Origin of the sequence: Hymenobacter sediminis, assembly GCF_003231285.1 — a bacterium.
GTDB classification, from domain to species: domain Bacteria; phylum Bacteroidota; class Bacteroidia; order Cytophagales; family Hymenobacteraceae; genus Hymenobacter; species Hymenobacter sediminis.
This window is the reverse complement of the sequence record NZ_QKNS01000007.1, coordinates 155621-169264: the sequence shown is the minus strand read 5'-3', so window position 1 is coordinate 169264 and position 13644 is coordinate 155621. Positions and strand designations below refer to the sequence as shown.

Genomic DNA, 13644 nt, shown 5'->3' with positions numbered 1-13644 from the left:
ACTCAGCCATATAGATTTCTAAAACGATACAGCTCGACAGTAAACTAGCGACTCAAAATGAGCAATAGCTGATGCTTAAACGAGCTACTAACACGAAAACGACTAATACACCACTAACAAGATGATTATATTCTTGATGATGTTGTGGTTATATAATATTTTGATAATTAGGTATTTATCATAAAGCTTGAATTGAGAATTTTGATATTTGGTTGATACACATTTTCAGAAAGGGGGGGAAGCAGATTCATTTGCCAAACACCGCCCTACCGCCTATTGCAACCGATTGCGGAACTGGAGCTTGACTGAGCCCGATTTTTCTGCTCCACATCTTAGCAGATCCAAGTTTTGGGTAGGCTATAAGGGGTTTGCAAGTGACCACAGCGCTGAAATTCAGCACTAATAAACCTGCTTCAGCTACCAGGACCCTGATTGAACAAACGTGAAGAATGGACTGCGGTGAGAAACAGCAGCCACCTAACTGGTGGCCCTCCTGTCCTCACCTGAGTGGCGAGCCCTAGCTCAATAACAATCCAGCGCTAGCCATTAGCACCCAGTCTTAGCAGACTGGAGGTTCTTAAGCAGCAATACATACTGGGTGACTATGAAAAAGTTGAGCGTGAATGATTTAGCCTTGGGAAATACCAAGCCTAGTTAGATAAATAAGTTTTTGCCGCTAGGGCTACCCTAGGCCATTACCAAATACTGTCGGCCACGAGCCAGAAACCACTGCATCCCACGGCAACGCGGTCCAGTTCTTACCTACTTCCTCCCACTTTATTCTTTCACTTATGAGCAAAAACGGGTACAAATGGTATACCTCCCACAAGCAGTTGGGAGGGGCTACAACAGGTAGCAGCCAGCTCGGGCGGCTGGCGTTACTGGCCCCCAGTGTGATGCTGAGCCTGCTACCCCTGCTGGCTCAGGCACAAGCTACGCGGGCAGTTTCCGGCAAAGTAGTTGATGCGACGGGGGCAGGCCTGCCGGGCGTAACGGTGATTGTGCCCGGCTCAACCGTCGGAACGAGCACCGGCTCCGATGGCTCCTTTCAACTGGAGGTGCCTACTACCGCCACGGCACTTTCCTTCTCGTTTGTCGGCTTCACTACTCAGCGGGTTGACATTGCGGGCAAATCCTCGCTGCAGGTTACCCTCCGCGACGACGCCAAGGCCTTGGAAGAGGTAGTAGTAGTAGGGTACGGAACTGTGAAAAAAAATGACGTGACCGGGGCCGTGGCCGTTATCGGGGAGAAAGACTTCAACCGAGGCACTTTCACCTCGCCCGACCAACTTATTCAAGGCCGCGTGTCGGGGGTGCAAGTAGGCAACAACAGCGGCCAGCCGGGCGGGCCAGCTACCATTCGCATTCGGGGCAACTCAGCCGTAACCGGCACTGGCCAGCCTCTGTACGTGGTGGATGGCGTTCCGCTTGATGGGCGCTCGGCCCGGCCCGGGCTGGTGGCCTCCACCGATATTGGTGCTGGTGCCGATAGTAACCCGCTCAATTTTCTTAACCCCGATGATATTGAGACGTTCACCGTTCTCAAAGACGCCTCGGCTACAGCTATTTACGGTTCGAGGGCGGCGTATGGGGTAGTACTCATCACCACCAAGAAAGGCCAACTAGGCACGCCGGTGCTCACGGTGGGCGTATCCGGTGGCTTTTCAAGGCTGTTGCGCCGGCCAGATTTTCTGGATGCCGGCCAGTACCGGGAGGCCATATCCTATTACGGGGTGCCGACTTCCACTGATAAAGGTGGTGATGTGGATGCCCTGGATGAAATCCTGCGCACCGGCTACTTGCAGAACTACAACTTGGCCGTGAGCGGCGGTGGCGAAACCGGCCGGTATCGCATCTCACTCGGGTACCTCGATCAGGATGGTATTGTGCGCAAAACCGGATTTAAGAAGTACAGCGCCAACCTCTCCACCAACCTACAGTTTCTGCAAAGTAAGAAGCTGGGGCTCGATGTGAACCTGAACACCAGCCAGTTCCGGGAGCAGCTGGCCCCCATCACGACCGATGCCGGCTTCCGGGGCAGCCTCATCGGGCAGGCCTTGCAGTGGAACCCAACCCAACCCCTGCGCAACCCCGATGGCTCGCTGTTCGTGCAGGCCGGCGACGTGGTGAATCCGCTGGCTAACCAGGAGTATTTCAACGACAACTCCCGCGTAACCACTGTTTTGGCTAGTATCGCGCCGTACTACAAGTTTACCGACTGGCTGGAATATCGGGCGCTGTTGAGCGTAAACTATAACACGGGGCAGCGGCGCACTTCCATCGACCAGCGCCTTATCAACTTTCCGGATCTGATTGACAAAGGCTTCGCCGCCATCAGCGGCAATGAACTAGTGACGCAGCAAATTGCGCATACACTCAGCTTCAACAAGTCTTTGGCCGATGCCGTGAGTTTGAACGCATTGCTGGGGTACGAGTACACGAAGTTTGCCAACTCGGGCTCCAACACGAATGCGTTTGGCAACCCGGCGGTAGGGGGCTTTGGGGTGTTTGGCCTCGACTACACCAACTACATTCAGTATTCGGCTACTGGAGCCCGCAACATCTCCTCGTTCGTTGATCCGTCGTCGCAGCTACAGTCGGTGTTTGGGCGCGCCATCCTCAACTTCAAAGACCGCTACGTGCTGACCGGCACCCTGCGCCGCGATGAGAGCAGCAAGTTCGGCCCCAATAACCGGGTAGGCTACTTTCCCTCCTTTGCCATTGCCTGGGACCTGAGCCGGGAGGCTTTCTTCCCGGCCGAGCAGCTTACCCAGCTCAAGCTACGGGCCGGCTACGGCCGCACGGGCAACCAGGAGTTTCCGGCGGGTGCAGCTCAGTTCCGCTACACCCTCGACAACAACGGGGCTCAGTCGCCGCTCAATGATGAAAACGCCGACCTGAAGTGGCAGTCGGATGCCCAGTTCAACGCCGGCATCGACGTAGGGGCCCTTGACAACCGCCTCCTGTTCACGGCCAACTACTTCTACAAAACCACTACCGACCTGCTGTTCCCGACTACCCCGGGCGAGCCTAGGCCCTCCAACGCGGCCATCCGCTGGGAAAACCTCGACGGTAAAATCGTGAACAAGGGGGTAGAGCTGGACCTAGGAACCGTGCTGGTACGCAACGACAAAGTTGAGGTAGGCTTTAACGCCAACGCCACGTTCATTCGCAATGAAGTGTCAGACTTAACCGGTGCGGCTATTCCCACAGGTGCCATCAATGGGCAGGGCCTTACAGGAGCACTGTCGCAAAGTATTCGCAACGGATACCCTATCAACGCTTTCTTCCTACCCCAGTACACTGGCCTAAACGAACAAGGACTGTCCAATGCCTTCGGACCCATTGCGTACTCTGGCAGTCCTAACCCGCGCACGCTGCTAGGCTTGAGTGCTAATGCCCGCTACGGAAAGTTGGCCCTGATTGCGAATATGACCGGCGTATTCGGTCAGTATATCTACAACAATACCCTCAACGCGGTGGGCAACGTGGGCCAGATTGGGGCAGGTAAAAACATTGCCCTCTCCACCTTTGAAAACTCCATCAAGGAAGCAACGGGTAATCCATCGGCGGCTTCTACGCGCTACCTAGAGAAGGGCGACTACCTGAAAATGTCCAACGTTACGCTCTCCTACGAGTTTGGCAACGTGGGCAGTTTTGTGAAAGGAGCGCGGGTGTACGTGACGGGGCAGAACCTGTTTGTGATTACCGACTACGATGGGTTTGACCCAGAAATCAACACGGTGAAGCGGGGGGCTAATCAGGTGCCTTCTATTGGCATTGACTATCTGCCTTATCCTAGTGCGCGCACCTTCACGTTCGGCGTCAACTTCTCCTTGTAGGCTCTAATTTCTTCCCACCATGAACTACTCTAAGATTGTTTGCACGGCTGCCGTTTTGGCATTGCTACAGGTGGCCAGCAGCTGTGAGCTAAATGAAACTCTGGAAGGACAGCTCACGCAGGACCAGATTCCGCGCGGCAACCCGGCGGCCCTACTCATCGGGGTGTACAATTCGCAGCGCGACCCTATTCAGGGCTGCGTGAGCGTGTTCGCGCTGCAGGAAGTGTCCACGGATGCCCGTATTATGCCTACCCGCGGCCCCGACTGGGATGATAATGGCAAGTGGCGTGCTCTGTACAACCATACCTGGGACCCTAACAACGAGCGGGTACGTGACACCTACACCCAGCTTAACGGCATCATTTACGCCGCTACCGACATACTGCGCTTCGATCCTACGGTGCAGCAGCAGGCCGAAGCGCGGTTTCTGCGGGCTTGGGCTAGCTACCTGGTGCTAGATCTGTACGACCAAGTGCTGTACCGGGAGCCGGGCGAACGGCTTAGCGAACTGGCCCGGGTGCGCAAAGGCACAGAGGCGCTCAATTACATTGTCAGTGAAATTACGGCGGTGCAGAAAGACTTGCCCGACGGCCCTGCCGGTCGGGCCTCTAAAGATGCTGCCCGGGTGCTGCTGATGAAATGCTACCTTAACAAGGGCGTGTACGCTAACCGGCAGGCTCCCACCTTCGCGGCGGCCGACATGAACCAAGTGGTAACGCTGGCCGACGAAATCATCAATAGTGGCAAGTACTCCTTTACGGCCAACTTCTTTGATAATTTCGCCCCCAACAATGGCGCCATCGGCCGCGAAAACATCTTTACCCAAGAAAATACATTCGGCAACAGCGGCCCCACCCGCGACTTCTGGAAGTTTATATCGCACTACAACATGCGGCCAGTAGACGGCTACAACGGTCCGGCCACTACAGCTTCCTTCTACGACCTGTTTGAGACTGCCGACAAGCGCCGGGGCGTAGCCTATGATATTGAAGGCGGCCCCGCTAACCCTGGCCGGCGCATCAACGTGGGCTTTTTAATTGGACAGCAGTACAACCTGACCACCGACGCTGCTCTTACCACCCGCGGCGGGGCACCACTGGCTTTCACCAAGGAAATTAATCTGTTCGAAACTGGTGCCGACCTCGAAGCCAAAGGTATTCGGCCCCTGAAATATCCCGTCGATTATGTGAGTGAAGGCAAAGGCGGTAACGGGTGCGAAAACGACCACGTGAGCTTCCGGCTGGCCGATGTGCTGCTGATGAAGGCCGAAGCCATTCTGCGGGGAGCTACGCCTACCAGCGCCGGCACGTACGGAGGCACGCCGCTGGCCATTGTCAACTCGTTGCGGACGCATCCTTCGCGCGGGGCCAGTGCCTTAAGCTCGCTCAACCTCGATGTGTTGCTCGATGAGCGGGGGCGGGAATTATACGGGGAATCGTGGCGGCGGCAAGACATGATCCGGTTCGGTAAGTTCCTGCAAGCCCGCAAAGACAAGCCCCAGAGCGACCCGAAATACCTGATTTATCCTGTACCACAAACCCAGGTGGATGTAAACCGCAACATCACCCAAAACCCTGGTTACTAACCCGAAACCTACGGGCGAAACAGGAACAGCGGCTGGCGTCAGCGGGCCGCTGTTCTTGCTTTGAGGGGGTAGGGTAACGGCGCCCGCCGTTACCCCCACACCTAGTCACCTCGTAGTACCGGGGTAGGCGAGGGCCTAGCTGCGCCTCCACTCTTCCAACCAGCTTTCTTTATTGCTTATTCCATGTCCTTGCCTTCCGCTTTTGCTCCGGCCCAGCATCCAGTCGCTCAAAAACCACCCTTCACAGAGAAGCGCTACGTACCCACGCTCATGTTCGTCACGTCGTTGTTTCTGCTCTGGGCCATTGCCATAACCATGGGCGACGTGCTCAATAAGCACTTTCAGAATGTGTTGCATGTGAGCAAGGCCGATTCCGGGCTGGTGCAGTTCTCCATCTTCGGGGCCTATGCCGTGATGGGCATTCCCGCGGGCTTGTTTATGAAGCGGTTTGGGTATCAGAAGGGGGTGTTGCTGGGACTGGGACTGTACGCGCTGGGGGCCTTTCTGTTCGTGCCCGCGGCCAACGCCGCATCCTTCGGATTCTTCCGGGGGGCGTTGTTTGTACTGGCTTGCGGACTGGCTACTTTAGAAGCCGTGGCGCACCCGTTCATGGCTGCGCTGGGTCCCCAGGCTACCAGCGACCAGCGCCTGAACTTCGCCCAGTCGTTCAACGGGCTGGGAGCTGTGCTGGGGCCACTCATCGGCGGGCATTTCATCCTGAGCGGGACGCACCCATCCGGTGATCTGACCTCCGTTAAAACCCTGTATATTTTCATCGGTAGCGTTATTCTGGCTATTGCAGTAGCCTTTGCTTTTGTGCGGGTGCCTGTTTTGTCAGTAGAACACACTCCCGAGTTGCCCGCCGAAACCGAGGCCGGTTACTACGGCGGCACCGCCGAGGCACTGAAGACACCGCCGGCCCGGCAGCTGTGGCAGCACCGACACTTCATCTGGGCTTGGCTGGCACAGTTTCTCAACGTAGCGGCGCAGGGTGGCACCTGGGCATTCTTTATCAACTACGGCGTTGAGAAAATGCACCTCACTGATGCGGTGGCGGCTGGTTACTTCGCAGTTTTTATGCTGCTGATGATGGTGGGGCGCTTCACGGGGACGGTTTTGATGCGGTTTATTGCGCCCAGTAAGCTGCTTGCCGCTTTTGCGCTGGCCAATGTGGTCATGTGCCTGCTGGTAGCTCAGGGTTGGGGGTGGCTCTCCTTTGGGGCTTTGCTGCTGATCAACTTCTTTTTCAGCATCATGTTCCCAACTATCTTCTCGCTGGGCATCAAAAAGCTGGGCTTCCTGACACCGCAGGCCTCTTCTATTATGGTTATGGCAGTGGCAGGCGGAGCATTATTCCCCTACCTGATGGGTAAAGTGGCCAACCACGACGTAGCTGCAGCGTACTATTTGCCCATCCTGTGTTACGGCTTTATTGCCTTGTTCGGGCTTCGGCTCTACCGGGTGCGCCCGCCCCGGCCTGCAGAGGTAAGTGCCCACCCATTTCCTTAGTGCTATGCTGAATCTGAAGAAAGTCTGCACTGGTATTGTGCTGGTATTGCCCCTGTTGGCTTTAGGGCAGCCTACGCCACGCCAGCTCTACCCGGGGCTGTTCGAGGCCGTGCAGATGGGGCAGGTGTACCCCGATGGCAAAACTTTCGTGGATATGCTGCCCACCGTGGCCCCAAGTGTGGTGCTGGCCGCCTACCAAAAGGAAAAAAGCCGCCCGGGGTTTGATCTGAAGGCCTTCACTAAGCGCTACTTCTACCTGCCCGCCGCCGATACAGCCGTGTACCATAGCAACGTGCAAGCCGGCATTCGGGCCCACCTCGACACACTCTGGACGGTGCTGCGCCGCCCGGCCCAGCTGCAAGCCCCCCAGTACTCCTCCCTGATTCCGCTGCCGCACCCCTACGTGGTGCCGGGTGGCCGCTTCCGTGAGGTATATTACTGGGATTCGTACTTCACTATGCTGGGCCTGCGGGAAGCTGGCCGCCAGGACATGGTCCGCAACATGGTGGACAACTTCGCCTACCTGCTGGATAAGCTGGGCTTTATCCCCAATGGCAACCGTACCTACTACCTCACTCGCTCACAGCCGCCCTTCTTCGCCCAGATGGTAGGCTTGCTGGCCGAGGGCCCCGACTCCGTGGCCGTACTGGCCCGCTACCAACCTGCCCTGGCCCGGGAATACGCCTACTGGATGGCCGGATCCGAAGCTCTTACCCCCGGGCAAGCCGACCGCCGCGCCGTGCGCCTGACCGGGGGCGAGGTGCTAAACCGGTATTGGGATGACAGCGACCTGCCACGCGAAGAATCGTACCGCGCTGATGTGGAAGCGGCCCGCCTTACCAAGCAGCCGCTCCCGCAGTTCTATCGCAACGTGCGAGCCGCTGCCGCTTCAGGCTGGGACTTCAGCACGCGCTGGTTTGGGCCCGATGGGCAGCTAGGCTCCATTCGCACTACCGACTTGGTACCCGTGGATCTGAACTGCTTGCTGCTGAACCTGGAGCAAGCCCTAGCTCGGGCCCACCGCGTTGCCGGGCAAACTGCCCAGGCCAATAGCTACCGGCAAAAGGCCCTGGCTCGCGCCGCCGCCATCCGTCGCTACTGTTGGGACCCGGATGCAGGCTGGTTTATGGATTACGACTGGCGCCAGCGCCGCCTGGCTACGGCGCGCACCCTGGCCGGAACCTTCCCGCTCACCTACGGGGTAGCCACCCCGGAGCAAGCCCGTCTAGCGGCCCGTCGCCTCGAAACGGAATTTCTGGCCCCCGGCGGCCTGCTCACTACCACCCGGGCCAGCACCCAGCAGTGGGACGCCCCCAACGCCTGGGCGCCCCTGCAGTACATGGCCGTGACCGGCCTGCGCCGCTACCAGCAAACCGGCTTGGCCGAAACCGTTTCCCGCCGCTGGATTGAGCTGAACGTGCGCGTATTCAACCAAACTGGCAAGCTGATGGAGAAATACAACGTCAAGGATCTGAACCAGCCCGCCGGGGGCGGCGAATACAAGCTCCAGGACGGCTTTGGTTGGACCAATGGCGTGTTGCTGAAAATGCTGAATGAGCAGAAAGCACAGTAGAGTAGCTTGGGCATCACCTCTAGTAATAGTTTTCGCTGCAGCAAGTCGGTTTAAATAACCAAAAAGGAGCCGTTCACTACTGGTTCAGGTGTTGAGCAGGGGTAGGAAGCTCTGGAACATCGGGTCTGTTCTACTGATATGCATCTGGGACAGTGCTTTAGGAGCGGTAGGCTGGGGTGGCCAGCAACATGGGCGTTATGGTTGCGAGGCATGCGAGGGGTAGGGAAGAATACAGGGTAGGTAAATGCTGTGGGGCTGGAGAAATACCAGTTAATTTGAGCACCCCTGCACTATCCCATCCTTTCTCCCATTCCATGCAAACTCGTCTGTTACTTCCTCTGCTTGCCCTTACCGCTACCGTCGCCACGGCCCAAACCAAGCCTGTTAAAGTAGAAGTCCGCCAAACCCAGGGCCGCTATGAGCTGCTGCGTGGTGGAAAGCCCTACTTTATCAATGGGGCTGGCGGCGGTCAGTTTCCGGAGCGCGTGAAAGCCTACGGTGGCAACTCCATCCGGACCTGGAGCACCCACAACGCCGACAAAGTGCTGGCCGAAGCCCAGAAAAATGGCCTCACCGTGATGCTGGGCCTCGACGTGGCCCGGGAGCGGCACGGCTTCGACTACAACAACCCCCAGGCCGTGGCCGAGCAACTGCAGAAGCTGCGCGCCGAGGTGCTCAAGTACAAAGACAGCCCAGCCCTGCTGTTCTGGGGCATCGGCAACGAGCTGAATCTGGAGTACACCAACCCTAAGGTGTGGGACGCCGTGCAGCAGATTGCCCAGATGATTCATGAGGTGGACCCCAACCACCCCACCAGCACCGTGCTAGCCGGCCTCAACCAGAAGGAAGTTGACTACATCAAGGCCAAGTGTCCGGCCGTGGACATCATCAGCATCAATACCTACGCCGGCCTGGGCGAAATTCCGCAGCAGGTGCGCACCACCGGCTGGACTGGCCCCTACGTGGTAGCGGAGTGGGGTCCCACCGGCCACTGGGAAAGCCCTGTTACGCCTTGGAAAGCCTCTGTAGAGGAAACGAGCAGCCAGAAAGCCGCTGTGTACCAGAGCCGCTACGAGGCCTCCGTGGCCAAAGACAAAACCCAGTGCCTGGGCACCTATGTGTTCCTGTGGGGCCAGAAGCAGGAGCGCACGCCCACGTGGTATGGCATCTTCACCGAGGATGGGAAGGAGTCGGAAGTGGTGGACGTGATGCAGTACCTCTGGAGCGGCAAGTGGCCCCAGAACCGCGCCCCGCACCTGACCAGCTTCAAGCTCGATGGCAAGCAAGCCACCGACAACGTGCAGCTGCAGCCCGGCCAGAGCTACCCCGCCGTAGTGGCTGTATCTGACCCCGATAAAGACCCACTAACCTACCGCTACGAGCTGCTCCCGGAAAGCACCGACCTCAAATCCGGCGGCGACCGGGAAAGTCGGCCCGTCGCCATTCCGGGCCTCATCCCAGCCGGTGCCAAAGCCCAGACCACTCTTAAAGCCCCCACCAAGGAAGGTGCCTACCGCCTGTTCGTGTACGCCTACGACGGCAAGGACAACGTAGCAACGGCCAATATTCCATTTTATGTGAAGGGCAAGTAGGCCGAAAGCGCTTTATTACAACCGCCTGTCATTCCGAGCGGAGGGAGGAATCTCGCGTGCCGGCGTCAAAGCTAGTTTTGCAACATCAGCACGCGAGATTCCTCCCTCCGCTCGGAATGACAGGCGGATTAATAATTATAATCTCGATAACAACCACGTATGATGCCTTTCACCCTCCGCCCCTGGGCTCCGGCCGATTTGCCTAGCCTCGTCCGCTACGCCAACAACCCGGCCATTGCCCGGTACATGAACGACCAGTTTCCGCACCCCTACACGGAGGAAGACGGCCGCGACTTTATCGCCCTGGCTACCGAGGAAAACCCGGTAAACATCATGGCAATTGAGGTAGGCGGCGAAGCGGTGGGCGGTATTGGGCTGCATGTGCGCGCCAACATTGAGCGCAAGAATGCCGAGCTAGGCTACTGGCTGGGCGAGCCATTTTGGGGGCAGGGCATCATCACGGAAGCCGTGCGGCAGATGGTAGACTACGGCTTCCGCACCTTCGATATCACCCGCATCTTCGCCCGGCCCTTCGGCACCAACCCCCGCTCACAGCGGGTGCTGGAAAAGGCCGGCTTCGTGCTGGAAGGCCGTTTCGAAAAGACATTCTTCAAGCACGGCGAATACATCGACGAGCTGATTTACGCCGTGCGGCGCCCATGATTCGCTTGGAAACGCCGCGCCTGCTGCTGCGCGACCTCACCTTGGCTGATGCGCCCGGCATTCTGGCCCTGGATTCTACCCCCGATGTGCTGCGCTACGTGCCCAATAAGCTCATCAGCACCCTTCCCGAGGCGGAGGCCATCATCCGCTACATCCGGCAGCAGTATGAGCGCAACGGCATAGGGCGCTGGGCCGTGGTGCGTCAGGATACGCAGGAGTTTATCGGCTGGTGCGGCCTCAAGCTAGTGAACGACAGCGAGGTGAACGGCCGCACCAACTACTACGACATTGGCTACCGCCTGCTACCCCCGCACTGGGGCCAAGGCTTCGCCTCCGAAGCCGCCCACGCTACCCTGCACTACGGCCTGGAAGTGCTGCAACTCCCGGAAATCAATGCCACCGTGATGCACGAAAACACCGCCTCCCGCCGGGTGCTGGAAAAGCTGGGCATGCGGCTGCAGGAGGAATTCACGGAGCCTGATGGCAGCTTGTGGTGCTGGTATGGAGTAAAGAATGCTTAGGTACGGAACTCTGTAAGAGCAAAAAAGAACTGTCATGCTGAGCGCAGTCGAAGCATCTCTACCGCTTCGTCCTCACAGAAAGGAGTAAGCTAGCGGTAGAGATACTTCGACTGCGCTCAGCATGACAGTGCCTTTACTAGCGTGACAGAGGCATTACCTACCTACATCCGCTCCAGCAACTCATCGAAGGTGCGTAGCAATTCGGCGCGGTGGTCTTCGGGTTCGGCTTCCAAGCGCTGCTCGAATACCTCGCGCTCCGTGTAGTCGTGGAGGCTGCGGGTGAGGGGCGTATCGTCGGTTTCCTCGGCCTCGCCGAGGGCGCGGAGCTTCACGAGGCGGAAGTGGCGGCGGGCCAGCACCTCCAGGTGGCGGCGGTCCAGTTCCTGAATCACTTTGAGCAGGGCTTCGGCTACTTCCAGTTGGGTCAATTCGGAGTGAATCTGCACGTCGGCCCAGGCGGGGAGGGGGTAGCCGGTGTTATCGTAAGTAGTCAGGCCCTGAGTTACCTCATCAAGGGTGCCGTGGAAGCGCACCAGCCGCCGCGCCCCCGGCACCGGTAGGCTTTGCAGCTCCGCCAGCTTACCTTCCCGGAAGTCGAGCAGCAACACCTCCTTGGGGTGGTCGATTTCGGAAAACGACAGCGGAATGGGGGAACCCGAATACCGGATATGCTCCCGTCCGCCTACCCGCTGCGGGCGGTGCAAGTGCCCCAGGGCCACATAGTCGAATACGGCAGGGAAGTGGTCGGCAGTAATCTGGCCTAGGTTGCCGACGTGAATAGTCCGCTCTGAATCGGAAGGGGCGGCACCGGCGGCGTAGAGGTGGCCGGTAGCCAGCACGGGCAGGCCCAGGTCCTTGAGCTGCCACACCTGCTCTACCTCCGCGCAGCGGGTATAGTGATCGGCAATGCCTTGCTTGATGCGCGCCTCCCGCTCCTCGGCCGTTTCGCCGGGCACCGAGAGTCGAATGTCCCGGTCGCGCAGGAAGGGCACGGCGCACACTACCAGGCCGGGCTTGCCCTGGGCATCGTCTAGCACCAGCACCTGGTCCTCGAAGCAATCGGGCACGCAGCCCACTACGTGCACCCGCAGGTGGCGCAGCAGGCGAGCCGGGGCGTTGAGGGTAGCGGGTGAGTCGTGGTTGCCGCCTACCACTACAATGTCGCGGCAGGTGGTGCCGCGCATGCTCAGCAGAAAGGAGTAGTACAGCTCCAAAGCTTGGTTGGAAGGCGAGCCGGTGTCGAAAATGTCGCCGGCTGCTACCAGCACTTCTACTTGCTGCTCGCGCACGGTTTGCACCAGCCATTCCAGAAAATGACGATGCTCCTCGGTTCGCTCGTGGCCCTGAATAAACCGCTGGCCCAAGTGCCAGTCGGCGGTGTGTAGTACGCGCATGACTACGAAGATACTCCTGTCAGCCGGAAGAAGAAAGGCTGTTCTGCGCGGTTTGAGCTAGCAAGCGAGCTAGCAGTAGAGGCTATTCTGTTATATTCTTTTCCCAAATCGTACGCCTGAACTCGGCCGTGCTAAAAAATACCTGACCATCATTTACCGTATTGCCCCCGAAACCACCTAGAAACCCCAACCTATTGCAGTCCGCATCCAGCACCTCGGAGCTACCATCGGCTATGCAATTGCCGGGGTTAAATACGTACACCGTCTTACCCTGAAAGAAGTATTCATTTACACTAACTCCGTCATCACAAACGGATTCTCTTTCCAGGTTGATAACGCTCTGCCGAATGCAGCTAGGAGTACCTTTGGCAATGTCTGTTTCATCACAGGCAGATAAAAACAAGTCCGCGGCCAGCATGGGGTATAATGCTTTTTTCATTAGGAACTGTGGGTTAGATGAAAACAGCAAGACCAAACTCGCCGGGGCTGGTCTTGCTCGGCGTATTAAGTGTGCCGAAAGGTTGTAGTAACTCAGGCCTCGCACGGAGTCTGCCATAGGCAAAGCATAACGCCAGGCTTATTGCTCCCAGATAGTGCGCTTGTACTTGGCATTGCTGAACGGCTCCCCATTGATTTTGAGGTTAACAACAAATCCTCGGCCTCCTATGTAACCCAGGGTATTGCAGTTCTCATCGGTGATTTCTGCGCCGGATACAGCGCATTTGTCGGGGTTGAAGGAGTATACCGTCTGGCCCTGAAACGTGTACTCCAGCACGCTGGCCCCTCCTTCCTTGCAGGTAGAGATTCTGGCTAGGTTGATGATCTTCTGCCGCACGCAGCTGGGTGTTCCCTTTTCTATATCGGTTTCGTCACAGGCAGATAGCAAAAGTGCTGTTGCCAGCATCGGGTATACCGCTTTTTTCATCGGGGCTTATTATTTGATAAACAGAAAGACCGAACCTAGC

10 protein-coding genes are annotated in these 13644 nt (G+C 57.8%); 7 read left to right on the top strand and 3 right to left on the bottom strand.

Annotation, left to right across the window (positions count from 1 at the left end; translation table 11 throughout):
* Positions 1-791: 791 nt before the first annotated feature.
* From DNI29_RS18285 to DNI29_RS18255, 7 genes are all read left to right on the top strand, one after another.
* On the top strand, positions 792-3842 hold the full coding sequence (locus DNI29_RS18285; protein WP_202910521.1) for a SusC/RagA family TonB-linked outer membrane protein: 3051 nt from the start codon (positions 792-794) through the stop codon (positions 3840-3842).
* 19 nt (positions 3843-3861) lie between these two features.
* The gene (locus DNI29_RS18280) at positions 3862-5427 is read left to right on the top strand and encodes a RagB/SusD family nutrient uptake outer membrane protein (protein ID WP_110979574.1); all 1566 of its coding nucleotides are present in this window, start codon (positions 3862-3864) and stop codon (positions 5425-5427) included.
* 183 nt (positions 5428-5610) lie between these two features.
* Positions 5611-6936, top strand: coding sequence for a sugar MFS transporter (locus DNI29_RS18275; RefSeq protein ID WP_110979573.1), 1326 nt, complete (start codon positions 5611-5613; stop codon positions 6934-6936).
* Positions 6937-6940: 4 nt separating this feature from the next.
* Positions 6941-8509: an alpha,alpha-trehalase TreF gene (treF, locus tag DNI29_RS18270; protein ID WP_110979572.1), complete on the top strand. Its 1569-nt coding sequence runs from the start codon at positions 6941-6943 to the stop codon at positions 8507-8509.
* A 314-nt stretch (positions 8510-8823) separates the two neighbouring features.
* Positions 8824-10101 carry a glycoside hydrolase family 2 TIM barrel-domain containing protein gene (locus DNI29_RS18265; protein ID WP_110979571.1) on the top strand — a complete coding sequence of 426 codons (1278 nt, stop codon included), beginning with the start codon at positions 8824-8826 and terminating at the stop codon, positions 10099-10101.
* A 159-nt stretch (positions 10102-10260) separates the two neighbouring features.
* Entirely contained in the window at positions 10261-10764 is a 504-nt protein-coding gene (locus tag DNI29_RS18260; protein ID WP_238388139.1) for a GNAT family N-acetyltransferase, read from the top strand.
* Positions 10761-11285: a GNAT family N-acetyltransferase gene (locus DNI29_RS18255; RefSeq protein ID WP_110979570.1), complete on the top strand. Its 525-nt coding sequence runs from the start codon at positions 10761-10763 to the stop codon at positions 11283-11285. The genes DNI29_RS18260 and DNI29_RS18255 overlap by 4 nt, the downstream gene beginning before the upstream one ends.
* Before the next feature lie 161 nt (positions 11286-11446).
* On the opposite strand, the gene sbcD is transcribed toward DNI29_RS18255, so the two are convergent.
* The 3 genes from sbcD to DNI29_RS18240 all read right to left on the bottom strand — a co-directional run bounded on the left by sbcD (position 11447) and on the right by DNI29_RS18240 (position 13565).
* Positions 11447-12679 carry an exonuclease subunit SbcD gene (gene sbcD / locus DNI29_RS18250; protein ID WP_110979569.1) on the bottom strand — a complete coding sequence of 411 codons (1233 nt, stop codon included), beginning with the start codon at positions 12677-12679 and terminating at the stop codon, positions 11447-11449.
* A gap of 82 nt (positions 12680-12761) precedes the next feature.
* Complete coding sequence (locus DNI29_RS18245; RefSeq protein WP_110979568.1) at positions 12762-13118, bottom strand: DUF6970 domain-containing protein; 357 nt, start codon at positions 13116-13118, stop codon at positions 12762-12764.
* Positions 13119-13256: 138 nt separating this feature from the next.
* Positions 13257-13565: a DUF6970 domain-containing protein gene (locus DNI29_RS18240; RefSeq protein ID WP_123823312.1), complete on the bottom strand. Its 309-nt coding sequence runs from the start codon at positions 13563-13565 to the stop codon at positions 13257-13259.
* Positions 13566-13644: the final 79 nt, after the last annotated feature.

Bases quoted from the DNA above. Each gene is read 5' to 3' on its own strand.
- DNI29_RS18275 (WP_110979573.1), top strand. From the start codon at position 5,611: ATGTCCTTGCCTTCCGCTTTTGCTCCGGCCCAGCATCCAGTCGCTCAA.
- DNI29_RS18255 (WP_110979570.1), top strand. From the start codon at position 10,761: ATGATTCGCTTGGAAACGCCGCGCCTGCTGCTGCGCGACCTCACCTTG.
- sbcD (WP_110979569.1), bottom strand. From the start codon at position 12,679: ATGCGCGTACTACACACCGCCGACTGGCACTTGGGCCAGCGGTTTATT.
- DNI29_RS18260 (WP_238388139.1), top strand. From the start codon at position 10,261: ATGATGCCTTTCACCCTCCGCCCCTGGGCTCCGGCCGATTTGCCTAGC.
- DNI29_RS18265 (WP_110979571.1), top strand. From the start codon at position 8,824: ATGCAAACTCGTCTGTTACTTCCTCTGCTTGCCCTTACCGCTACCGTC.
- DNI29_RS18245 (WP_110979568.1), bottom strand. From the start codon at position 13,118: ATGAAAAAAGCATTATACCCCATGCTGGCCGCGGACTTGTTTTTATCT.
- treF (WP_110979572.1), top strand. From the start codon at position 6,941: ATGCTGAATCTGAAGAAAGTCTGCACTGGTATTGTGCTGGTATTGCCC.
- DNI29_RS18280 (WP_110979574.1), top strand. From the start codon at position 3,862: ATGAACTACTCTAAGATTGTTTGCACGGCTGCCGTTTTGGCATTGCTA.
- DNI29_RS18285 (WP_202910521.1), top strand. From the start codon at position 792: ATGAGCAAAAACGGGTACAAATGGTATACCTCCCACAAGCAGTTGGGA.